Here is a 23,389-nt window from a genome sequence, read left to right on the forward strand (position 1 = left end):
TTATCTCTCACCCAAAATTATTTTTACAAGTGTACCTTTACCTTTTTTACTAAAAATTTTAATATCACCATTGTACAATTCTACAATACTTTTGCAAATTGCAAGTCCCAGCCCTGTTCCTTCTCTTTTAGTTGTAAACAATGGCTCAATAACTTTTTTTAAATATTTCTTCTCTATACCACCTCCATTATCAACAATTCTTATTACTACTCTCTTTTTAAGAGGGTAATATCTTGTATCTAATATTATTTTACCATTTTCCCCAATGGCATGAAGAGAATTTTGAACTATATTTAAAATAAGCTGCTTAAGATGGTTTTTGTCCATTTTTATAGGAGGAACATCACCAAACCTTTTTTCTATTTTAATTTTTTTGCGAACAATTTCTGCTTCAAAAAGAAGTAAATATTGATTTATAACGCCATTTATGTCTATTTCAGTTTCTCCTTCTTCATTGCTTCTAACTATACCAAGGTAATTTTTTATTAAAGCTAATACTCTGTCCACTTCGTCTAAAATAGTCTCATAGTAAGTAGAACTTTCTTTATGTTTAGCTTGTAGAAGTTGTATAAAGCCTTTTATAGAAGTTAAAGAATTTTTTATTTCATGAATAGTTGTAGCAGCAAATTCACCAGCAATTGTGTATTTTTCTGTTTGCTCAATTAATTTTTGATATTTTAAGTCTTCAGTTATATTTTTCACAATAATAGTTTTCCAATGCCTACTGTTTAATTTCCCATACTTAAGCAAAAGCACTCTTTCGTCAAAACTCCCTTTCGATGGGATTACAATTTTTTCTCCATTAATTAAATTATTTTCTGAAGCATCCGGTTTGTATTTTTTTATAATGTCCATAAACTTTGCATTTATGAATTTTGTATATTTAAGGCCAAATAATTCACATGCCCTGTTATTCACATAGACCACGTTAAACCTATTATCAACTATCACAACACCTTCCTCTGTCATATCCATTACGTCAGTTGGATATTTAAAGAAGTTAAAATAATCTTCAGCTTTTCCTTTACAATAGCTTCGCAATTTCACAAACCCCAAAAAAGCTACTTTATCACCACCACTGTTAACTATAGGACTAAATCTTATACTAAAAGACATTTTTATATTGTATTTTGCCGTAAGCTCTATGATAAGACCATCTTCGTATGGTCCTACTTCTTTGTACTTTATTATATGGTAAAAAAAATAATCATAATCATCTATCTCATCAGCGGTATAGCCTAATGTTTCAAGAAGTCTTTTATTTACATGAACTACCTTACCATTTAAATTTTTTAAGACAAAAAAATCGTGTGCATTATCTAAAAGGTTGCATATCCATTGCAAGGAATTTTTATCTGTAGCAAAAGCTTTGTTCACTTTCATGACTGTCCCCCTTTATCTCCCTTATCTTTTGTTCAAAAACCTTAGTCCCACTAATATAATTAGACATTAAAGTAGAAAAATCCTCCTTCTTATCAATAATTTTTTTATTGTTAACTAAAAATTTTTAAAAAAATAATGTATAAGTCCAAAGACTTATACATTATTTGGTATTTTATGCAAACTGCACCCCTTCTATATCCTCTCCGTTAAAGACTTTTTCAAACTCTTCTCCATTAAGCTTTTCTTTTTCAATAAGAGCTTTTGCTACTCTGTGAAGTTTATCAATATTTCCCTTTAACAATGATTCTGCTTTTTTATACGCTTCTTCAATTATTCTCTTTATCTCTCTATCAATTTCTGCAGCTACTTCTTCACTGTAATTTCTTGTTCTTCCTAAATCCCGCCCTAAAAACACTTCTTCACTTTTAGTACCAAAGGTCATGGGTCCTAACCTTTCACTCATGCCATACTCTGTAACCATCTTTCTTGCAATATTTGTAGCTCTCTCAATATCATTTTGTGCACCTGTACTTATATCATTTAGCACTAAACTCTCTGCCACACGTCCGCCTAAAAGATGAACTATCTCATCCATCATTTCAGATTTTGACATGTAATATTTATCTTCTTCGGGAAGAAGCATAGTATAGCCTCCCGCTCTGCCTCTCGGAATTATCGTTACCTCATGGACAGGAGGAGTGTTTGGCAAAAGCTTTGCTACAACAGCATGCCCCGCTTCGTGATATGCCACCAATTTCTTGTCTTTCTCAGACATAATCCTACTTCTCTTTTCAGGTCCTGCTATTACTCTCGTTATAGCCTCTTCCAATTCTGCCATAGTTATCTGCTTAAGCCCTCTCCTTGCCGCTAAAAGTGCCGCTTCATTCATAAGATTTTCAAGGTCGGCCCCGGTAAACCCAGGAGTTCTTCGTGCCAGTACTTGCAATGATACATCTGGAGACAATGGCTTATTTCTTGAATGTATCTTCAAAATTTCTTCTCTTCCTTTTATATCAGGAATACCAACAGTAACGTGCCTATCAAATCTTCCTGGTCGAAGTAGTGCAGGGTCTAATATATCTGGCCTGTTTGTTGCAGCAATCACAATTATACCTTCATTGACACTGAAACCATCCATTTCAACTAACAGCTGATTAAGTGTTTGCTCTCTTTCATCATGCCCCCCACCTAAACCCGCACCTCTTTGCCTTCCTACCGCGTCTATTTCATCAATAAAAACAATACAAGGTGCATTCTTTTTAGCTTGATCAAATAAATCTCTAACTCTCGCAGCACCTACACCGACAAACATCTCCACAAAATCGGATCCACTTATGCTAAAAAATGGTACTCCCGCTTCTCCTGCTACAGCTTTTGCAAGGAGAGTTTTTCCTGTACCTGGAGGCCCCACTAAAAGAACCCCTTTAGGTATTCTGGCTCCAAGCTCAAGAAACTTTTTGGGATATTTTAAAAATTCAACAATTTCTTGCAGTTCTTCTTTTTCTTCATCTGCTCCCGCCACGTCATTAAAAGTTACTCTTTTATCTTTGTCTGTAATCATTCTGGCCCTGCTTTTGCCAAAAGACATCACTTTGCTTCCTCCCCCACCTTGTGCCTGTTGCATAAAAATATACCAAAATATGATGAAAATTACGATTAAAAAGAGAGAAGGAAGCATTTGTACCCACCATGGCGGGCCTACTTGCGGCTCACTTTTAAAATCCAGTTTACCTTGTAAAATGTAAGGATTTACAAAACTCATAAAGTTAGTTACATCTGGTACACGGCTCTTAAACTCGGTACCATTTTTTAATACACCTTTAACATCATTACCTACAAGGGTAATGCTTTTTACTTGATTGGCATCAATGTATTTTATTAGCTGTCCGTAATCAATATCGGTTATTGGTTCGGCGCTTTGAGAATACAATTGTACCATTGCGTAAATAGCTATAAATATTAATAAATAGAGCACCATGCTTCTAATTATCTTGTTATTATTGTTCAAATAAGGCCCCTCCTTCAAACAAGTCCAACTACCTTTAATCTATAATATCATATCTCCTTTAAAAAACCAAATCATTTGTACAGCTCTGGCTTTAAAACTCCTATAAATGGGAGATTTCTGTATTTTTCATCAAAATCTAATCCATAACCAACTACAAATTTGTCAGGAATTTTAAATCCACAATAATCTACTTTAACGTCTGCTTCTCTTCTTTCAGGTTTATCTAAAATAGTGCAAATTTTTAAACTTCTAGGTTTTCTTTCTAATAAAGTCTTTCTTAAATAAGAAAGTGTTAAACCGCTATCTATAATATCCTCAACTATGAGCACATCTTTCCCTTCAATGTTTATGTCATGGTCTTTAATTATTTTTACTATTCCAGAAGACTGAGTAGAAGAACCATAACTGGAGACTGCCATAAAATCTATTGATAAAGGTAAATCTATTGCTCGAGATAAGTCTGCCATAAACATTATTGCTCCTTTTAAAACCCCAAGGAGGACAAGGTCTTTACCTTGGTAGTCTTTTGTAATTATTTGTCCTAACTCTTTCACTTTTTCTTTTAATTGCTCTTCCGTAATCAAAATCTCCTGTATATCTTGTGTTGGACTCGACATAAATTTAACCTCCTCTTTTTTATTTTATCCTTTGGTATACTCTATCACAAGGACATTTTTTGTATTTTCATCTACTTTAAATTTATCACTCATTCTATAACCTACAACCCACACAATTTCATTGTCTATGGCTAATAAAGGAATGCTATCTCTTATTTCGCGGGGTATTTTCTCGTCAATAAAAAATTCTTTTAATTTTTTACTCCCCCCCAGGTTAAGAGGAGAAAAAATATCCCCTGCTTGCCTATTTCTAACTACCACATCTTTCTGTATTTTATCATAGTCAAAAAATTTCGTGTATTTTCCCATATTAAGTTTTTTTATTTCTTCAATCCCTAAAACGGTAGTTTTAAATTGCCCAATACCACATATCTTAGTAATTCCAGGAATATTTAATTTTGCCCAAAAAGTCTTGGCCTCTTTTTCTTTTATTTTTCTCATTATAAGATTATTATAGCTTTTTAAAGCTTCAATTTCAAAGGGTAAATCAACTTTTGAGGAAGTTGGTTTGTCTAAAAGGCTTAAAACATCCTCTATATGGATGTATTCTAATCCATAAATATCTCCTTTTAATTTTTGGTACATAAGCCTAACTAAGCGCCGCTGAATAGCTGGATGCTGTGCCCTCAGTTTTTTTATATCAGCAAAAATTTCCTCTTGATTAAAATAGCAAACCTCATTAAAAATCTTTTCACACTCTTTTTCTAAATAGTCATTCTCCTCTAAAATAATTTTTGCCATCCTGTAGATATTCTCTATTATATCTACTTCAAAAGTTTCATTTATATAGGGAATTAATTTAAGTCTTACTTTATTTCTCTTATATAAATCTTCATAATTTGTAAAATCTATTACCGGCTTTAAATCTTTTTCCTTGATGTAATTCTCTATTTCTTCCCTTTCTATTTCAATGAGAGGCCTTATTATATTTCCATTTACCGGTTTTATTCCAATGAGGCCAGCCATTCCAGAACCTCTTATTAAATTTAAAAAAACCGTTTCCACTACGTCGTTCTTATTATGGGCTACAGCTATTTTATTACCTTTAACTTCTTTTAATACTTCCTCAAAAGCCTGATACCTCACATATCGACCAGTCTCTTCTTCCGAATATCCCATTTCTTTGGCTATTTTTTTTACATCCTTTTCAAATAAAAAAAATGGGAGTTTCAGTTTGCGGCACATATCTTCAACAAATTGCGCATCCCTTTTAGCTTCTTCTCCTCTTATCATATGATTAACATGTACTACATACAACTTAAGATTAAATAAATCTTTTAAATTGTATAAAATATCCAGCATACACAAAGAATCAGGTCCACCGGAAACCCCCATTACAATTTTATCATTTGCCTCAATCATTTTATACCTTTTAATTGTTGAAATAACCTTATCAATCATTTCTTAACCCCTTATAGCGATATATACTCATGTTATATAATGATTATATAATATCCTCCTTTTTAAATCAAACCCAAAAAACCCCTCCACAAAAGTATTCCTTTATCGCCTCGATATATTGTCTCCACATTGTGGAAGGGTTATTCCAATTTATTAACTTTTATATTTTCTTCCATACCTTTAAAACCAAAATTGTCATATCGTCCTTTGGCGTATTATTACACAATTCCAAACATTTTTTCATTAACGCATCTGCCATATCCTGAGGATTTCTCGTGTTGATTTCACTGATTAACCTTGAAAATTCTATTTCTTTATCCTTCTCAAAACACTCCAACACTCCATCAGTGACTAAAATCACAAAATCTCCATCTTTTAATTTTCTTTCATGTATATCTGCCTCTATATCTTCCAAAATGCCAATGGGCAGAGAACTGGATTCTATAATCTCAACCTCATTCCCTCTTTTTATAAAGGTAGCACAAGAGCCAATTTTTATAAATTCTGCTTCTCCAGTGAACTTGTCCAGAAACATTATATCCACAGTAGAAAACATTTCTTCTGCAGACCTCAAAGCCAAAATAGAGTTTAATGTTTGAATAACTAAATGTTTATCAAAGCCTGCCTCTATAAATTTCTCCAGCAAAGAAATGGTAGTAGTGCTCTCTGCAGCCGCTTTATATCCAATCCCCATTCCATCGCTTAAAGCTGCCATATATTTTCCATCTTCTAAGTCCATAAAAGAATAAGTATCTCCAGAAATCTTGGCTTTTGACTTGCTAACTCTGCTTATACCCGTTAAGACTTGCAAGCTTTCTGCTTTTGTAAGAGTAAGTACACATCTTCCATTGTGGTCTATAGAGCATAACCTACTTTTTCTCTCATATCTTTCCCCCATAATTTCAGATACAATAGGGACAATCTTTTTGTCGCATTCCTTAGCAAAACATGCCTTTTTATATATTTTTACGTTAAAATTTTCGTCTCCTGTGTCATAAATTAGCACATCCTCCACAGGTATGCCTTTTTTGTCCAATTCTACCATCATTATTTGTTCTAATTCATCTTTAAAAGTGACATTCATGCCAATATCACTAGCCATATTAGATATTGCATCAGCAACTCCTTTTAACTGAGTAGCAATAAGTCCTTTAGCATCTTTTAGCCTTTCTCTCCACTGCATGCTTATTTTGTAAATGCCTAAGTAATATTTAGTTGTACTCATAAGTTCAGAAAATCTTATACATTTTCTATACAGTTTATTGTCCTCAATACTACTATTTTTTTCAAGATGTTCTATCAACTCAAACATGCTTTTATAAGTATTGTAAAACTCCTTGTCCCAACAAGTTTTATACATGACACATTGAGTACAGGTCTTATTAGCAATTTCCTCAAACAAATAAGAAATATCTTTGTGGTCTAATACCTTTTCATTTACTTGTTTAAAACTTTTAGAGAGCTCTTCAAATACTTGAGAATACTCTTTAAGTTTGCCTGTCACTACTTCTTTTAATTTTTCATTGTAATTTCTGTTGTTTAAATTTTTATTACCCTTTACTATTTCCTCCGCCTTTACTATGTACTTCTTAGGAAGTGCTACAAACATTAAAGAAGCTAACACAATATCATAAGGATTTACAAGCATATCCACAGTTGAAGTTACATAAAATGTAATAATAAAAATGGCAGTTAAAAAGCCTATAATAACTCCAATTCTATGCAATTTTTTCAAACTGCCGGCCAACAAGCCTGCAAATCCAAAAAGCCCTATGGAGACTGGCATTTGGAAAAAAGATAAGCTTCCAAGAAGCCCCATAGTTGTGCCGATACTTGCTCCTACTCCAGCCCCACCTATATAAGAGGCTAAAAGTATTATAAATATCCCTAATATCCCATTGAGAGTAAATTTCCACACATTCAAATGATTCATTCCTAGAATAAATAGCCCTATAAATATACTCAAAGATATCAACTCTTCATTGGAAACAATTTTTCTGTTTATATTCAAAATAAATGAAACAGCGTGGTTAAAAATAAAAACCATTAACATTGCAGTGACAGACTCATATAGGCTCATCATAATGTCAAAAAGCAAAAAGCCATAAATATAGCTGAATATAAGATCTGCGCTAAAAAGAGAAATAAAAGTAATGAAAGAGGTTTTAATAATATTTTGAGGTTTAATTTTTAGAAGCCCTTCTAATAAAAAGATCAAAACAAGCGCTAAAAGGTATTTAAAACTATTGACATTGGGTAAAGTTAATATTCCCAACCATACTCCTATTCCTGTTAAAAGATATCGCTTTTTATACATTAAAAGTGTTGCAAAAAAAGCAATGCCGAAAGGCAAAAGACTATTGAAAATAACAGCTCGCCCTATAAAAAAGCTTATAACTGACAATAATATAATCTGTTGAATGTTTTTAGAAAGATTTTTTTGAGTATTTTCTGTCAAGGAAGTTTTTATAACTCTTTTATAAGGTAAAATATTTATATTTTGCATAAAAAAACCACCACCTCTTGTTTTTTTTCTAAATTATAACATCATGGTGATGGTTTTATTTGTTAATTTTTGCTATATATGTAATTTTTCTTTCGACATAAAAAATAATGTCGCACCCTTGTGCGACATTTTATTTCTTAACTTAAATGGTGACCCCGACGGGATTCGAACCCGTGTTGCCGCCGTGAAAGGGCGGTGTCTTAACCTCTTGACCACGGGGCCACAAAAGACATTACTTATTTTATCATATTTTCATGTCTTGTCAACAATAAATTTTTCCTTAATAATTGTCATTTTTTAGATATAAAAATATCTGTACTCTCTCCCTGTTTTATTTCTCCTATTAAAGCATATTCGACTTCTAAATACTTTGCAATATCTTCAATGCTTATATTTGCTTCATGATGGCTTCCTCTTTTCTTATGCCTTTCAGCAACAACTTTTCTCCCATATTCGTTTAATTCGGATATAAGAATACTACCGCCTTTTTTACAGACCCTCACCATCTCATCCAGTACCTTTTTATAGTCCCTCATGTGATGCATGGCATTGTATGTAGCCACAACCTCAAAGGTTTCATCTAAAAATGGAAGATTGTGAGCATCTCCCTGAAGTAGCAAAATATTTTCCAAAGTTACACTTTCTTTCAAAAGGTCTTCTGCTCTTTTTAAAGCATCTTTACTCTCATCAATAGACACGACTTGATATCCGTATTCAGCCAAAGCGGCTGCCATTCGTCCCCGTCCTGTACCAATATCAAGAGCTTTTCCACTTCCTCTGCCTAACATTTCCACAGCTTCTTTTACATCTCTCTCCATAGTTTCACCTCAAAAACTTTTTTTATTTATTATCTCTCTTTTTGTACTTTAATAAAACGCAAAAACATGCTATACTAATTAAAGTACTAATAAAATCACTCCTCTATAATAAATGCGGTATTTTTATACCGCATCCTTTTTGAACTAATATATGCCCCCGTATGGTATAGGGTTACGTTAAAAGTATATCACATTCTCTATGTAATGTAAATACAGAATTTCAGTGTGTTTCTTCTGAAGAAATAATCGGTTGAGACACTTTTCCAAAATAATTTGTCCCCCATACTCCTATCAATATCATAATAGCTCCTATTATATGATACCAATAAAAAGCTTCACGTCGTATGGTGATCCCCGCTATTACCGAAATTACTGTGGTCAAATTCGCAAAAACTGAAGCTTGAGATGCAGGCAATTTTGAAAGAGCGTAATTGTTTAAAAAATACGCTACAACAGAAGATAAAACACCTAGATATAGCACAGGAATAAGTACTCTGTAATCAGTTAAATCCCTGAAATAGTCAGAAATAGGATGGCCCTTTGCTAATCTATCAATTAAATTTAAAAAATTGAAAGAAATTGCGGCAAACCACATCATGACAAAGGTTATCTCAATAGGTGTAAATTCTAAAGAAGACTTTCTTGCTAAAATACTGTAAAAAGCTGCAGATAAGACTGCTCCTAAAAGATATACAAAACCTATAATTGACGTATTACGGCTTTCAACACCTGTCATAAAAATTATAAAAGCAACTCCTGTAACAGACAAAAGAATAAAGAAAAGCTGATACAAAGAAGGCCTTTCCTTTAAAAATACCGCCGCCAAAGCGGTAACAGCAACAGGAATCAAAGCTATCATCAAACCAGAAAGAGAAGAGGATGTATATTTTACACCATATGTTTCAAATATAAAATACACAACAGGCTCTGATAGAGACAATAAAAACAATGGCCATAGATTTTTACCTCTATAATTAAGTTTAATAATTCCAAATATCCACAAAAGAGTAATCATAAATGCTGCAAGTAAAAAACGATAGGCTATAAGTTCCATAGGAGAAGCTACATCAAGCCCCATAGAGGTAAACATAAAAGAAAATCCAAAAATTGATGCCATTCCTATTCCCGCTAAATAAGGATAATAGGCCTTTATCCTCTCCAATTTAACACCCCAGCCTTTTTTAAAGCACCGAATATAATTATATAACACTTCCCACAGAAATTAAAACATTTGTATCAACCATTATTCGCATGGCGTTTTCCCCACATTTCTTTTCTGATCTCTTTAACCAAGTCCACTACCTCTTGTTCATTTTTCAAACCAGCTTTTTCTGCTTCTCATTTAAATTCATTTTGTATCTGGCGAAGAGCAAACATTGCCGAGTTTTCTATAACAATTTTCCCGTTTTCTTCAATAAAAACTACTTTATCCCCCTCTTTAAGGTTCAATTTCTTGCGTATTTCTTTAGGAATTGTAATTTGACCTCTTGTTGTCACTTTTGCTAATTCCATATTATCCCTCCTTTATGCATTGAAAATAAGATTTTCCTTACTTTCATTGTATCTCAAATTCCATAAACTATCAACCTTTTAACTTTCTAATCCCTTCTAAACAATACCCAAGGCTAAACCATTCACAGTTACTGCATATCTTTTCCATTTTTTCTTCAGTCATTTTCTCTTTAATTCTATTTGTGACTTCCCTATAGCTCAATATCTCCCCTGGCCTTATATCTAAAACTTCTAAAACTGCCCTATCTTTTCCTTTTACACTTCCTGGATACTCTTCCTGTGTACATTCTCCATTTACATTGTTTGGACACACGCTGCAAATGTTATCCACACTATCCACAGCTTTTATCAACATTTCATGTTCATTATTCAATTTTCTAATAATTTCATCCATATTTTTAACAAATTTTTCATCATAACCAAGTCCTCTAAAGCCCAACACACACAAAAAGTGATGTCCTCTTATCTCCATTTCAATCTCTCCTCATCCCATTATTACAACAATAATTATACTGCTAATTTGAACTGTAACCTAAGAAAAAAAAGAAATTTACATCCCTCAGTTTATCACAATAATAGTCATAATTTCTTCAATTATAGAAAATAATACATTTAAAGGAGTGATTGTATGATTAAAAAACCAAAAAAACCTCACAAAGTGCCAATAGAAAATCACAAAACTGCTTCCTGGGCAAATATACAAAATGTAAAAGAACAATCAAATGTGCCTATCCCAAGTGAAAATGAGGTAATAAATGCAAAAGAATGGGTAGAAGAAAACAAAAAATAACGATTCCGGGCATACGCCCGGAATCGTTATTCTGCCAGCCTTCTATATCTTTCATATCTCTCTTTTGCAGTATCTTCTGCCTTCTGATAAAGTTTTTCCGCAATGTGAGGAAATACATTTTTAAGTGAGGAATATCGTATCTCCCCCTCAATAAATTCTCTGAAAGATTTTGTCGGCTCTTTAGAATCAAGTACAAATGGATTTTTGCCTTCTTTTTTAAGCTCTGGATTAAATCTATAAAGGTGCCAGTAACCAGACTCCACTGCTTTTTTCTCCTCCATTATACTTGTTCCCATGCCTGACTTTATGCCATGGTTTATACAAGGAGCGTATGCTATTATAAGTGAAGGCCCTTTGTATTTTTCTGCCTCCACAAAAGCCTTTATCGTCTGGTTCATATTTGCTCCCATTGCAACTTGCGCCACATACACGTATCCATAGCTCATAGCCATCAAGCCTAAATCTTTCTTGCTTGTCCTCTTACCTGCTGCCGCAAATTTTGCAACTGCCCCTAATGGCGTAGATTTTGAGGATTGCCCTCCCGTATTAGAATACACCTCTGTGTCAAGCACCAGTATATTTACATCTTCTCCTGATGCTATAACATGGTCAAGCCCTCCAAAGCCAATGTCATACGCCCATCCATCTCCCCCTATTATCCACTGAGATTTTTTTACAAGAAAATCTTTTTTGTCAAGTATCTCTTTTATTATCTCATTCTCTGTATACCCGCCTCTATTTATAATATCCAAAATCTTTTTAGAAGCAATTTTAGATTTATCTCCATCCTCCATCCCATCAATCCACTCTTGGAATGCAGCCTTTAATTCATCGTCAATAGGGATATTTATAGCTTCTTTCATCAAATCTCTAAGCCTTTCCCTTATCTGCTTATTTGCTAAAAACATGCCGTAACCAAATTCGGCATTGTCTTCAAAAAGTGAGTTAGCCCAAGCAGGCCCTTTTCCTTCTTTATTAGTAGTATAAGGAATAGAGGGTGCACTTGCCCCATAAATAGATGAGCAGCCTGTGGCATTTGCTATCATCATCCTATCTCCAAAAAGCTGTGTTAAAAGCTTTATGTAAGGAGTCTCACCACAGCCGGGGCATGCGCCACTGAATTCAAACAGAGGCTTTGCAAATTGACTGCCTTTTAAAGTTGTCTTATCTACTAAATTATCTTTGACATCAAGAGTTACAGCATACTCCCAATTTCTCGCTTCTTTTTCTATTTGTTCTTCAGCGGGTTTCATTATAAGAGCTTTTGTAGGTGCTGGACAAACATCTGCACAATTGCCGCATCCTGTACAGTCTAAAGGACTTACCTGTATTCTATACCAAAGCCCTTCTAATCCTCTTCCTATTGCTTTTTTCAGTTTAAAAGTTGGAGGCGCTTTTTTCATTTCTTCCTCCGTTAATAAAAATGGCCGTATTACTGCATGAGGGCAAACATAAGAGCACTGGTTACACTGTATGCAATTGTCTATCTGCCATTCGGGTATCAATACTGCAATTCCTCTCTTTTCATAGGCAGTTGTGCCAGTAGGAAATGTGCCATCTTCCATGCCGACAAAAGCACTTACAGGAAGGAGGTCTCCTTCATTTCTTTCCATAGGTCTTTGTATATTTTTAACAAAATCAGGCTCTGGCTTTACAATTTTTTGCCCTTCTTTTGCGTTTTTCCACTCCTCAGGCACTTCTACTTTTACAAGAGCTTCTGCGCTTCTGTCAACAGCCTTTAAGTTCATATCCACTATATCCTGACCCTTTTTGCCATAGGCCTTCTGTATAGAATCTTTTAAATACTCAACTGCTTCTTCAAAAGGTATTATATTTATAAGTTTAAAAAACACTGTCTGCATTATCATGTTTATTCTGCCACCCAAACCTACTTCTTGGGCAATTGATATGGCATCTATTGTATAAAAATTGATATTGTTTTTAGCTATATATCTTTTCATTGAAGCAGGTAACTTCTCCTCCAGCTCCTCTTTACTCCAAGGACAATTTAATACAAAAGTCCCACCATGTTTAAGTCCTTTTAAAACATCATAATTGTAAATAAAAGACTTATTATGACAAGCAATGTAATCAGCATGATTTACCAAATAAGAAGATTTAATCGGCTTTTTACCGAACCTTAAATGGGAAATAGTGGTGCCTCCTGATTTTTTGCTGTCATACTGAAAATATGCCTGCACATACAAGTCTGTGTTGTCCCCAATTATTTTAATAGCCGATTTATTTGCCCCAACCGTTCCATCAGAGCCTAATCCCCAAAACTTGCAGCTTACAGTGCCAAAAGGTGTAGTCTCTACAAATTCACTTTCTTCTAATGATGTGTAAGTCACATCGTCTAAAATTCCTATGGTAAAACGGTCTTTGGGGGAGTCCTTTTTTAAATTGTCATAGACTGCAATAATCTGAGAAGGAGTTGTATCTTTTGAGCCCAGACCATATCTACCTCCTACTATAACGGGCTTTTTGTCTTTGTTATAAAATAACTTAGCCACATCAAGGTACAAAGGCTCTCCTATTGAACCCGGCTCTTTTGTCCTGTCTAATACGGCAATCTTTTTAACTGTATCAGGTAAAACCTCAAAAAAGTGTTTTTCAGAAAATGGCCTGTAGAGATGTACTTTAATTAAACCCACTTTTTCTCCTTTTTTTGTTAGATAATCAATCGTCTCTTCTATCGTGTCACAAACAGAACCCATAGCTACAATTATATACTCTGCGTCCTTTGAACCGTAATAGTCAAAAAGGTGATATTCTCTTCCAGTCAGCTCTTTGTAACTCTTCATGTAATCTTCTACTATGTCAGGAACCTTTTCATAAAATTTATTAGTAGCTTCTCTTCCTTGAAAATAAATATCGGGATTTTGTGCAGTACCTCTTACAACAGGATGTTCAGGATTTAACGCTCTTTCCCTAAACTCTTTAACTGCTCTTAAATCTAAAAGTTTCGCAATTTCCTCATATTCCACCACTTCTATTTTTTGCATCTCGTGAGAAGTCCTAAAGCCATCAAAAAAATGCAAAAATGGTACCCTAGATTTTATAGCAGAAAGATGAGCTATAAATGCCATATCCATGGCTTCCTGTACATTGGCAGAACAAAGAAGTGCAAAACCTGTTTGTCTTACTGCCATTACATCCTGATGGTCGCCAAATATAGAAAGTGCATGGGCAGAAATTGCGCGGGCACTTACATGAAACACCCCTGGTAAAAGCTCTCCTGCAATTTTATACATATTTGGTATCATTAAAAGAAGCCCCTGTGATGCGGTATATGTGGTTGTCAAAGCGCCTGCAGTTAAAGAACCATGGGCAGCACCTGCAGCACCTGCTTCTGACTGCATTTCAACAACCTTCACAGGTTGTCCAAATATGTTCTTTTTTCCGTGGGCAGCCCATTCATCAACATTTTCAGCCATTGGAGAAGAAGGCGTAACAGGGTAAATTGCTGCAACCTCAGTAAAAGCATAAGAGGCATAAGCAGCTGCTGTATTTCCGTCCATTGTGGCCATTTTTCGCATAAAATAATCCTCCTTAACTCTTAACATGGTTTTTCTATCCAGATATATTATTTCATTAAAAAAGAATAATCATGCATCTAGACATAGAAGATAATTTTAAATATTTGTCTTCAGAGTTTTAATGATAGAACAGGTTCCTTTTTGCCTTTATAAAAAATATAGTCCATTAAAATTTTTTTGTAATGCAAGAAGGAATTTGTACAAATATATAGAATATATTATGTAGTAAGATGAGTGTACAAGTAAAGGAGATGTCCATTATGGAAGGATATATGACCGCTGTTGTTAAACAACATCCCAAAGAAGGTGCAGATATAATAAAAAGAGAAATACCAAAAATAGGACCTGATGAGGTACTAATAAAAGTCAAAGCCACATCTATTTGCGGCACAGACGTTCACATTTACGTTTGGAATGAATGGGCAAAAAGCCGGATAAAACCACCTAAGATAATGGGACATGAATTTGTAGGAGAAGTTGTAGAAATAGGAGAAAATGTAACCTCAGTAAAGGTTGGAGATTTAGTAAGTGCGGAGACTCACATAGTATGCGGAAAATGTAAAGCTTGCAGAACAGGAAATGCCCATATTTGCGAAAATACGCTAATACTCGGTGTTGACACAGACGGTGCTTTTGCAGAATACATTAAAGTCCCTGAAAGCAATGTATGGATAAATGATAAAGACATACCTTTAGAACTTCTCTCCATACAAGAACCCCTTGGAAACGCCGTTCACACAGTGTTTTCTGGAGAGGTAGTAGGAAAAACTGTCGCTGTAGTAGGTTGCGGCCCTATAGGGATGATGGCAATACCACTTCTTAAGACAACAGGTGCTTCAGCTATATTTGCAATAGAACCGGTAGAATACAGAATGGAACTTGCTCATAAATTAGGTGTAACACGAGTTATAAACCCACTTGAAGAAGACGTCGTCAGTATAATAAAAAGTGAAACAGAAGGCTACGGTGCAGATGTAGTATTGGATTTCTCTGGAAGCCCCACTGCAATAAAACAAGGACTTAAATATATCGCAAAAGGCGGAAGGATGTCTATTTTGGGTCTTCCTGACAATGAAGTTCCTATAGACATAACGAATGACGTCGTTTTTAAAGGCATAACAATAAACGGCATTACAGGAAGGCGAATGTACGATACCTGGTACAAAGTAAAGGGTTTATTGCGCTCTGGCCTTAAAGAAGCATTAAAACCAATAATTACTCATACCTTCCCTCTTTCTGAATATGAAAAGGGCATGGAACTAATGATAAAAGGCCAATGTGGCAAAGTTGTATTATATCCATAAACAAAAGGAGGTAAAAAAGATGCCACTTACAAGATTAAATGAAATTTTACAAAAAGAACTCGATGAGTTAAAGACTGAAGGTCGTGCTAAAGGAAAAGAACTTATCATAGTCGATGTAAAAAAACCAGAGGGTGAAAAAGGTCCACGTTTCTTTTTAAAAGGCTTTGGAGACAAAGAATTTATAAGGATGAACTCTAACTCTTACCTCGGAATGCAATTTAATGAGGAAGTAATAAAAGTAGAAGAGGAGACTGCAAGAAAGTTTGGCATTGGACCTGGAGCAGTGAGGTTTATAAGCGGAACCTATATAACACATAGAAACCTTGAGAAAAAGCTTGCTCAATTTCATGGCAGAGAAGATGCAATGATTTTTAGCTCTGCATACATGACTGTGGTAGGAATCATCTCCTCTTTGGTAACTCCTGAAACAGTAATAATAAGTGATGAACTTAACCACAACTGTATTATCAATGCTATAAGACTTTCTAAACCCAAGGAAAGATATATATATAAACACCTAGACTATAAAGATTTAGAAAATGGAATAAAGAGTTTTATTGGTAAAGCTAAACGCGCCATTGTAGTCACTGACGGTGTATTCAGTATGAGAGGAGATTACGCAGATTTAAAGAAAATTCAGGAGATTGCAGACAGATATGACAAAGATTTTGAAGAAAACATAATAACTATAGTTGACGATTCTCACGGTGTTGGCGCTTTTGGCCCAACTGGAAGAGGCACAGAAGAAATAACAGGTGGAAAAGCTGACCTTCTCATCGGTACTATGGGAAAGGCATATGGTGTAAATGGAGGTTATGTAGTATCAAACGAGGTTATAACAACTTACTTGCGAGAAAAAACTATAACTTATATTTACTCAAATCCAGTAACACCATCAGAAGCTGCTTGTGTTTTAAAAGTACTTGAAATACTTGATAGCAAAGAAGGTCAAAAAAGACTTTCACACCTCAAAGAATTAGCAAAACTTTTTAGAGAAGGAATTGTAAAATTAGGATATGAAACTGTAGTAAGCGAGCATCCAATAGTACCACTTTTGGTTAGAGATGCAACAAAAACAATAGATTTAGTAAATTACCTCATAGATAACGGCATTCTTGCAACAGCCATAAACTATCCAGTGGTACCTAGAGGTAGTGAAAGTATCCGGTTCCAAATTAACGCCGACCATACAACTTTTGATATAAATTATGTACTGAATGTATTAGAACGTTATAGAAAAGAAAGGTGGAGCTAAAATAGTTAAATTTTATTGTCTCTTTACTTTTTAAAAGGTCTCTCTTAAAGGGGCTTTTTGTTGTAGACAAATAATATTTTGTATGCTATAATTGAAAGGACAAAGTGAAAAAACCCTTTAATTTAGCCCAGCGAGGCTAAAAAGGAGGAAAATAAAATATCTATATTTGCATCCTCCTTTAGAGGGTTTTTTTGTAAACAAAAAACTCAAAGGAGGTTTTTTTATGTCAAACAAAATATACGGAATCGAAGAAACTCCCCCTATAAAACAAGCAATTCCACTATCTTTTCAGCACGTATTTGCCATGTTTGGTGCAACAATTTTAGTACCTCTTTTAACAGGTCTTGACCCAGCTGTTACACTCTTCACATCAGGGCTTGGAACTTTAATATTTCACTTGATGACAAAAGGAAAAGTACCTGCGTATCTAGGTTCTTCCTTCGCCTTTATAGCACCTATAATAGCTGCAACTAAGCAATTTGGTGTAAGAGGTGCTTTTACTGGTATGATAGCAGCAGGCCTTGTATATATAGTGGTATTCATAATCATAAGCTTGACAGGCATCGATTGGTTAGAGAAATTGCTTCCCCCTGTTGTAGTAGGCCCTGTAGTTATGATAATAGGCCTTTCCCTTGCTCCTGTAGCAATAGCTCAAGCGCAAAAAGATTTAGCTACAGCTCTGTTTACAGCGGCATTAATAATCATCTTCAGCATGTTTGGAAAAGGCTTTATAAAAGTGATTCCAATCCTTTTAGGAACAATAGGTGGATATATATTTGCCATAACAAGAGGCCTTGTAGACTTCGGACCTGTTGCAAAAGCTTCATGGATTGCCATTCCCAAATTCTCCTTCTTAACAGGACATGCTCCTGAGGTCGCATGGGGTGCTGTAGCACTGGTTGCACCTCTAGCACTGGTCGCTATAATCGAAGACCTGGGACATGTTCTAGTAATAGGAAATATAGTTGAAAGAGACCTCATAAAAAATCCTGGATTTCACAGGGTAATGTTAGGAAATGGCCTTGCAACTTCAATCGCAGCACTCTTTGGCGGACCACCGAGCACAACTTACGGCGAAAACATTGGAGTCCTCGCAATAACAAGAGTATACAGCTCAAGAGTAATTCAAGGAGCAGCAATCATCGCAATACTTTTAAGCTTTATACAAAAAATAGGCGCTTTGATAGAAGTAATACCCCAGGCAGTAATGGGTGGAGTTACTATAATCCTCTTTGGAATGATTGCAGCAGCAGGTCTTCGAACTCTGGTAGAAAACAAAGTGGATTTTTCAGACAGCAGAAACTTAATAATAGCTTCTGTAATATTAACCTTAGGAGTAGGCGGCATAAAAATACCCTTGGGCAACTTTGTGTTCGAAGGCATAGGTCCTGCAACCTTAGCAGGAATACTTCTAAACCTTGTCTTGCCCAAAATCACCTTTGCAAAAGTAAAAAAGGCAGAAAAAACTTCAACCTCAAAAGAAGCCGTTCACGAAGCATGAAAAAGAGGGGAAATCCCCTCTTTTTTCATGCTTCTTTATTTTGCCATAGTTCTTACAAGAAATACAAAAAAGAGCCCATACAATTTTGTACAGGCTCTTTCAATTATCTATAATCTCCCAAAAGTTTTATATAATCCTCTAAAGTTCCATCCTCCAAACATGTTTCAATAATCTTTTTACCAAGAGGGTCAAGTTCAGGAACTAAGAATTGCTTTAATTCTCTTTTGAAGAATTCATTTAACATCTCAGCTCCTTTGTCATATCCATCATCTCCTACTTCGGGCTGCTTGTTAACTTGCAGCAATTCGCGAGGAATAAAACTTCCGTTTATTTTTAATGTATTTAAAGCATAACCGAGGAGACTGCTTCTCGCTGGTGTAACTTGATCTGGTCTAAATCTTACACTTCCTCTTCTCGCAAGATATTCACGAGCTATCCATTCGGGCATAAACCCTACTTTCCACACCCCTATATATTGGTTTGGAACGAGAATGTATCGAGTACCCGGTGTATTTATAATCTGCTGCAATAAAAGATTAGCGTGAATTACTCTTTTACCCGTTGCAAAAGGCCAATAAGAACCTACACCTTCGCTTTCGAGTCCACTTGTTCCTACTATACTTGGATTAGCGTGACCTCTCGGTGCAACTAATCTCCACAGCCAAGCAAGAGCAGGAGGCAACAAATGTAGAATTCCTATTATACCGTAGGAAGGCTTTTCTTTTGAAGAAGGTGGAGTCCTTACGCCAAAACTTCTCACGTCTACTTCTACAGCTTCATCAACTACATTTGGCATAAATCTTCTCGGCATTACTACACGAGGATTGGGACAAGGTTTACCAGGTGCATCCATAATATGTTCCCATATAAGACACGTGGACTTAGGTACTCCTTCTATGTTTAAAAAGATTAAAGGTTCTTTCGGATATATACACAACTTTTCAAGATGAGGATCTATTCCATATTCATTTATGTGGTCTACTCTTATAAACCAGCCTTTTTCTGCATCTTTTATAACTAACTTTTTCCCTTGCTGCAAAGCGGGATGGCACAAAGCCATATCATCAGTTACAGGTTGTAGCTCACAAGCTTCTTTTAGGTCTACGTATATTTCGTCACCTGTCACTAAATTGCGCCCTACTTTTATGCGCCCATCAGGCTCCCTGTGAATTTGCTCCAGCATTTCGCTCTTTCCGCCACCACTGGCACCTTCGTGCATAATAGTCAATATATTGTCATAAGGAGTAATTATTCTCACTGCAGAAGCATGAGCAGTAATCCATTCTTCTTTTTCACCGATTGTCAGAAGCACACCATATATTCCTTTCTTAGCACTGGGACCAAGATATAAATTATACGAAAAAAGCTCATGTAAATTTTCTAAGCGGTTATGGACAACTACCTGTTTTCCGTTAAAATGAGTATGCCTAAAAGGTGGAGCCAAATAAACAATGGCTCTTGGCAAAAAACCTTCTGGTATTTCACCTTTTGGGATAAAACCCTGTATGTCTGCAAGAGCAGTGGCAAAAAAACCTGCATTATCAGGCGCTATTAAAAGAGAAGGGTATCCATACTCTTCTCCACCCGACATAAAAGGCATAACAATTAAATTTTGCTTTTTCAGCCATTCAAAAGTTTTCTGCCTTAATTCGTCAAAATCATATCCATACCTATCCACAAACCTAGGTTTATCTGTCTCCCCATTATCAGCAACTACAAGACAATCTGGCTCTCTCCTTCTCATATAAGGCTCAGGATAATTAACTGCTAACCCATTTTTACACCTTGCCACAGTAGCTTCTAATACTTTTCCTTTTTCTGGAACATCATAAAAAATTTCAAAAAAGTCATTATTTCCTCCAACAGAAATTTCAAGAAGATGTTGTCTACTTTCTGGAATTGTTATTTTAGGACACACTTTTAATATATCTTCTACTTCTTCTGGTAGTCTCATTTTATTTATAATTTCCATTGTTTCCTTATTAATAATGAGTGAAAAGTCCAACTTATACCACCTCACAATAATAAGTATAAGAATATTATACAAAAAATTTTTCAAGTTTGCAATTTGAATAATAAAATTTGCAAAATAATTTTTAGGATGTATCTACATTCCGAACTTTTTGTCATAATATCGTTCTTTTGCGCACATATCTTCTGTAATCTTTTACATTGATGAAATTTTTGAATCGTATTCTTGCAATTTTGATTAGTAATAGGTGATAAAAACAAAAGCACTCCTAATAGAGCGCTTTTACTTATTCACTTCAGCTTGCTTTTCTAGACCTTTCAATTTCAATATATAATTCATTTCAAAAACTGCCGCTTCTATTAATTTATCTATCTCTTCATCTGTCAACTTATTGCCAACCACTTTTTTTAATAAATTAAAAACTTCTGCTTTTTTATCAGGTCCTTTACCTGGCCCTATTTGCTGTTCTATTGCTTGCACAAAAGTTTTTGCAATTTCGTAATATCTTTTCATTTTTTCCATACCAATTTTGGTATTTAAATAATCAATCAAATACCCAAGCGCAACCATTATAACGAGTTGAACACCAGCTGTCAAAATTGTCATGACCAAATCCCTCATTTATCTCCCTCCCAATATTTTTAATATTACAGAAGCAAATTCTCCCCAACTGACATAACTTTTAGGGTCATAATGTTTATCTATAATTCCTTTCATCTGTAATTTTTCAATATCATCTGTTTGCTTATAATTTACGCTTTTTAAGAATTTAATTGTGCCATTTGCAATCCCTTGTGCAAAAGCATCCGGCTTTTGTAAAAGCAAATCTAAATTTTGTGGATTTGACATAAAAGCTGTTTCAACTAGTATCGCAGGCATTACAGTATGCTTCAGTACATAAAAACTTTCATATTTTACTCCTCTATTTGTCGTTTTTAACATTTCTACTATTTCATTTTGTACATATTGGGCTAAATTTCGTCCTGCTAAACTTCTGGGATACGCGTAAGTTTCCGTACCATTTGCGGAAGGATCTGTAAAACTATTACAATGAATAGAAATAAAATAATCTGCTTTGCTCTTATTGGCAATATCACACCTTTGCTGTAAGTCTACTGTCTCATCTTTATCTCTTGTCATTATTACACTTATATTTTCCTTCAGTAAAATATCCCTTAGTTTTAAAGCTATATTTAGATTTATATCTTTTTCTTTATAATCACCCACCACAGCACCAGGATCCTTTCCTCCATGGCCAGGGTCAACAGCTATTAGCATATTAATCACCACCATCAAAATAATTTTTCCAACCTTTCTTTTATCATATAATATGCAGAAAAAAATAACAAGTTTATGAAAATTATCTTCTATCTCCCTCTAAATCAAAAATAACCTTTTCAATGTACCACTTTTCAGCTGGACCTGGATATTTAACTTTATACTACTTTTAATCTCTTTTACAAATAGATTTTTTATTTTTCTCTCATAAAAATGACCCCTTTCACAAAAATTTCGTCTATATAAAAAAACAGTAAAATATGATATAATATAAGATAATTCTTGGCAGAGTAGGTGTCTCGCGTGAAGTGCCAGAGGATGGAACGTTTCATTCTATATGCCTTTTTTACGCAAATAATTTTGGAAAAACTACGTATAGTTTCTAATTTTAAAACCAAATAAAAATGAAAAAATTAATACAATATAATTGGATATAAAGGAGGCACAATACATTATGGAAAGTGGAGAATTTCTTGACTTTGCACCAATTAAATTTGTTGGCATTGAAGACAAAGAAGAACAAAATCGTATAATAGATACTCTCATGTCTGTTGTCGATCCAGAAATCGGTATAGATATTATAAACCTTGGGCTTGTTTATGAAATTCACAAAGAAGATAATAAATTATACATTATAATGACACTAACAGCATTAGGTTGCCCACTTGCTGATGTGTTGTCAAATGAGGTAAAAAACGAAGTACTTTCAATTGGAGATTATAGTGAGGTAGAAGTAAAAATTGTATATTCACCTCCATGGGATCGTGATCGTCTATCTTCATTTGCAAGAATGGAACTCGGATTATAAAAAGGCGGTTTAAAACCGTCTTAGACTGTTGACAAACTTTCGAAAATAGAATATTTTGCAATCGGTGCGACTTGTGACAAATTTCTCAACCGGAAGTGCTCTTGGAATTGTAATAGCAAAAGGGCAGTGCATGTGCGCTGCCCTTTTATAATATATGAAAAAGGACAATTTGTAGAAAAAAATGAGAATTCAAAGGTAATATCATCTAGCGAGGAGATTCTTTTCCCATCGGGAGGAAATTAAATATATTCCCCATTCACGGTTGCCAGTTTACAATTACAGTAGCTGTACCAGAAGTGGGTGTAGTATATACGTGGTTGTATCCACCTTCCCAGGTTACAGTACTGCCATTTTTCTTTATAAACTTAAATTGTATAGTAGTACCAGCAGGCACACTCACATCGTAATACCACGTAGGGTATTGATACACAACCTGGTTAAACATTGGTCCTATTGCCTTCGATGTATCCCAGTTGCCAAGTTCAGCTACATTGCCCGTAAGATATACATTTTCTCCCCACACAGTTGTAGCATTATTTACTACAAATCTAACACATACCTGATTACCCGTTAAAACATTAATATTATTATAGCTATTGCTTGTAACTCCTGATGCTGTTTTTAATGTAATGTTATATTTTCCAGGAGTTAAAGCAGGAACTTTTACTTTTACTTCAGTATCTTCCCATGACACAAT

Annotated in this window: 19 protein-coding genes and 1 tRNA gene; 5 read left to right on the top strand and 15 right to left on the bottom strand. The window is 34.7% G+C overall.

Annotated features, from left to right (window positions below; all coding sequences use genetic code 11):
- From BUB32_RS09130 to BUB32_RS09175, 10 genes are all read right to left on the bottom strand, one after another.
- On the bottom strand, window positions 1–1,383 hold the full coding sequence (locus tag BUB32_RS09130) for a PAS domain-containing sensor histidine kinase (protein ID WP_072969116.1): 1,383 nt from the start codon (window positions 1,381–1,383) through the stop codon (window positions 1–3).
- Between the two features lie 172 nt (window positions 1,384–1,555).
- The gene (gene ftsH, locus BUB32_RS09135; protein WP_072969117.1) at window positions 1,556–3,391 is read right to left on the bottom strand and encodes an ATP-dependent zinc metalloprotease FtsH; all 1,836 of its coding nucleotides are present in this window, start codon (window positions 3,389–3,391) and stop codon (window positions 1,556–1,558) included.
- Between the two features lie 71 nt (window positions 3,392–3,462).
- Window positions 3,463–4,008 (bottom strand): hypoxanthine phosphoribosyltransferase, encoded by a 546-nt coding sequence (hpt, locus tag BUB32_RS09140; protein ID WP_003867797.1) that lies wholly within the window; start codon window positions 4,006–4,008, stop codon window positions 3,463–3,465.
- 24 nt (window positions 4,009–4,032) lie between these two features.
- Window positions 4,033–5,409 carry a tRNA lysidine(34) synthetase TilS gene (gene tilS, locus BUB32_RS09145; RefSeq protein ID WP_072969118.1) on the bottom strand — a complete coding sequence of 459 codons (1,377 nt, stop codon included), beginning with the start codon at window positions 5,407–5,409 and terminating at the stop codon, window positions 4,033–4,035.
- 160 nt (window positions 5,410–5,569) lie between these two features.
- A complete protein-coding gene (gene spoIIE / locus BUB32_RS09150; RefSeq protein WP_072969119.1) occupies window positions 5,570–7,915 on the bottom strand; it encodes a stage II sporulation protein E in 2,346 nt (781 codons plus the stop codon).
- A gap of 147 nt (window positions 7,916–8,062) precedes the next feature.
- Window positions 8,063–8,137: transfer RNA gene (locus tag BUB32_RS09155), tRNA-Glu, on the bottom strand.
- A gap of 68 nt (window positions 8,138–8,205) precedes the next feature.
- Window positions 8,206–8,733 (bottom strand): class I SAM-dependent methyltransferase, encoded by a 528-nt coding sequence (locus BUB32_RS09160; protein ID WP_072969120.1) that lies wholly within the window; start codon window positions 8,731–8,733, stop codon window positions 8,206–8,208.
- Window positions 8,734–8,953: 220 nt separating this feature from the next.
- The gene (locus tag BUB32_RS09165; RefSeq protein WP_072969121.1) at window positions 8,954–9,895 is read right to left on the bottom strand and encodes a DMT family transporter; all 942 of its coding nucleotides are present in this window, start codon (window positions 9,893–9,895) and stop codon (window positions 8,954–8,956) included.
- A gap of 176 nt (window positions 9,896–10,071) precedes the next feature.
- Complete coding sequence (locus BUB32_RS13425) at window positions 10,072–10,245, bottom strand: AbrB/MazE/SpoVT family DNA-binding domain-containing protein (protein ID WP_234949261.1); 174 nt, start codon at window positions 10,243–10,245, stop codon at window positions 10,072–10,074.
- Between the two features lie 70 nt (window positions 10,246–10,315).
- On the bottom strand, window positions 10,316–10,717 hold the full coding sequence (locus BUB32_RS09175) for a DUF1284 domain-containing protein (RefSeq protein ID WP_072969122.1): 402 nt from the start codon (window positions 10,715–10,717) through the stop codon (window positions 10,316–10,318).
- A 156-nt stretch (window positions 10,718–10,873) separates the two neighbouring features.
- Between BUB32_RS09175 and BUB32_RS09180 the strand changes: the two genes are divergently transcribed.
- Window positions 10,874–11,035, top strand: a complete 162-nt coding sequence (locus BUB32_RS09180) for a CDIF630_02480 family spore surface protein (protein ID WP_065214144.1) — start codon at window positions 10,874–10,876, stop codon at window positions 11,033–11,035.
- Window positions 11,036–11,061: 26 nt separating this feature from the next.
- Here the strand turns inward: BUB32_RS09180 and nifJ are convergent, their stop codons facing one another.
- Window positions 11,062–14,574, bottom strand: coding sequence for a pyruvate:ferredoxin (flavodoxin) oxidoreductase (nifJ, locus tag BUB32_RS09185; RefSeq protein WP_072969123.1), 3,513 nt, complete (start codon window positions 14,572–14,574; stop codon window positions 11,062–11,064).
- Between the two features lie 260 nt (window positions 14,575–14,834).
- On the opposite strand from nifJ, the gene tdh reads away from it, so the two are divergent.
- The 3 genes from tdh (at window position 14,835) to BUB32_RS09200 (ending at window position 18,634) form a co-directional block, all read left to right on the top strand.
- The gene (gene tdh / locus BUB32_RS09190; protein ID WP_072969124.1) at window positions 14,835–15,878 is read left to right on the top strand and encodes an L-threonine 3-dehydrogenase; all 1,044 of its coding nucleotides are present in this window, start codon (window positions 14,835–14,837) and stop codon (window positions 15,876–15,878) included.
- Window positions 15,879–15,897: 19 nt separating this feature from the next.
- Window positions 15,898–17,133 carry an aminotransferase class I/II-fold pyridoxal phosphate-dependent enzyme gene (locus BUB32_RS09195; RefSeq protein ID WP_072969125.1) on the top strand — a complete coding sequence of 412 codons (1,236 nt, stop codon included), beginning with the start codon at window positions 15,898–15,900 and terminating at the stop codon, window positions 17,131–17,133.
- Window positions 17,134–17,356: 223 nt separating this feature from the next.
- A complete protein-coding gene (locus BUB32_RS09200; RefSeq protein WP_072969129.1) occupies window positions 17,357–18,634 on the top strand; it encodes a solute carrier family 23 protein in 1,278 nt (425 codons plus the stop codon).
- Window positions 18,635–18,737: 103 nt separating this feature from the next.
- On the opposite strand, the gene BUB32_RS09205 is transcribed toward BUB32_RS09200, so the two are convergent.
- The 3 genes from BUB32_RS09205 to BUB32_RS09215 all read right to left on the bottom strand — a co-directional run bounded on the left by BUB32_RS09205 (window position 18,738) and on the right by BUB32_RS09215 (window position 21,884).
- Window positions 18,738–20,639 carry a DUF4914 family protein gene (locus BUB32_RS09205; RefSeq protein ID WP_084727007.1) on the bottom strand — a complete coding sequence of 634 codons (1,902 nt, stop codon included), beginning with the start codon at window positions 20,637–20,639 and terminating at the stop codon, window positions 18,738–18,740.
- Window positions 20,640–20,888: 249 nt separating this feature from the next.
- Window positions 20,889–21,227 (bottom strand): phage holin, encoded by a 339-nt coding sequence (locus BUB32_RS09210; RefSeq protein ID WP_042834668.1) that lies wholly within the window; start codon window positions 21,225–21,227, stop codon window positions 20,889–20,891.
- Window positions 21,228–21,884 (bottom strand): N-acetylmuramoyl-L-alanine amidase family protein, encoded by a 657-nt coding sequence (locus tag BUB32_RS09215; protein WP_072969126.1) that lies wholly within the window; start codon window positions 21,882–21,884, stop codon window positions 21,228–21,230. It lies immediately after the preceding gene.
- A gap of 454 nt (window positions 21,885–22,338) precedes the next feature.
- On the opposite strand from BUB32_RS09215, the gene BUB32_RS09220 reads away from it, so the two are divergent.
- Entirely contained in the window at window positions 22,339–22,692 is a 354-nt protein-coding gene (locus BUB32_RS09220; RefSeq protein WP_072969127.1) for a metal-sulfur cluster assembly factor, read from the top strand.
- Window positions 22,693–22,948: 256 nt separating this feature from the next.
- On the opposite strand, the gene BUB32_RS09225 is transcribed toward BUB32_RS09220, so the two are convergent.
- Window positions 22,949–23,389: carbohydrate-binding module family 20 domain-containing protein (locus BUB32_RS09225; protein WP_327192060.1), on the bottom strand; the 441-nt coding region annotated here is incomplete at its 5' end.

Origin of the sequence: Thermoanaerobacter uzonensis DSM 18761, from assembly GCF_900129115.1 — a bacterium.
GTDB classification, from domain to species: domain Bacteria; phylum Bacillota; class Thermoanaerobacteria; order Thermoanaerobacterales; family Thermoanaerobacteraceae; genus Thermoanaerobacter; species Thermoanaerobacter uzonensis.

Coding starts and splice junctions, on each gene's coding strand:
- BUB32_RS09180 (WP_065214144.1), top strand. CDS start 10,874: ATGATTAAAAAACCAAAAAAACCTCACAAAGTGCCAATAGAAAATCAC.
- hpt (WP_003867797.1), bottom strand. CDS start 4,008: ATGTCGAGTCCAACACAAGATATACAGGAGATTTTGATTACGGAAGAG.
- tilS (WP_072969118.1), bottom strand. CDS start 5,409: ATGATTGATAAGGTTATTTCAACAATTAAAAGGTATAAAATGATTGAG.
- BUB32_RS09210 (WP_042834668.1), bottom strand. CDS start 21,227: ATGAGGGATTTGGTCATGACAATTTTGACAGCTGGTGTTCAACTCGTT.
- BUB32_RS09175 (WP_072969122.1), bottom strand. CDS start 10,717: ATGGAGATAAGAGGACATCACTTTTTGTGTGTGTTGGGCTTTAGAGGA.
- BUB32_RS09195 (WP_072969125.1), top strand. CDS start 15,898: ATGCCACTTACAAGATTAAATGAAATTTTACAAAAAGAACTCGATGAG.
- BUB32_RS09130 (WP_072969116.1), bottom strand. CDS start 1,383: ATGAAAGTGAACAAAGCTTTTGCTACAGATAAAAATTCCTTGCAATGG.
- BUB32_RS13425 (WP_234949261.1), bottom strand. CDS start 10,245: ATGGAATTAGCAAAAGTGACAACAAGAGGTCAAATTACAATTCCTAAA.
- BUB32_RS09220 (WP_072969127.1), top strand. CDS start 22,339: ATGGAAAGTGGAGAATTTCTTGACTTTGCACCAATTAAATTTGTTGGC.
- nifJ (WP_072969123.1), bottom strand. CDS start 14,574: ATGCGAAAAATGGCCACAATGGACGGAAATACAGCAGCTGCTTATGCC.
- BUB32_RS09160 (WP_072969120.1), bottom strand. CDS start 8,733: ATGGAGAGAGATGTAAAAGAAGCTGTGGAAATGTTAGGCAGAGGAAGT.
- tdh (WP_072969124.1), top strand. CDS start 14,835: ATGGAAGGATATATGACCGCTGTTGTTAAACAACATCCCAAAGAAGGT.
- BUB32_RS09200 (WP_072969129.1), top strand. CDS start 17,357: ATGTCAAACAAAATATACGGAATCGAAGAAACTCCCCCTATAAAACAA.
- BUB32_RS09215 (WP_072969126.1), bottom strand. CDS start 21,884: ATGCTAATAGCTGTTGACCCTGGCCATGGAGGAAAGGATCCTGGTGCT.
- spoIIE (WP_072969119.1), bottom strand. CDS start 7,915: ATGCAAAATATAAATATTTTACCTTATAAAAGAGTTATAAAAACTTCC.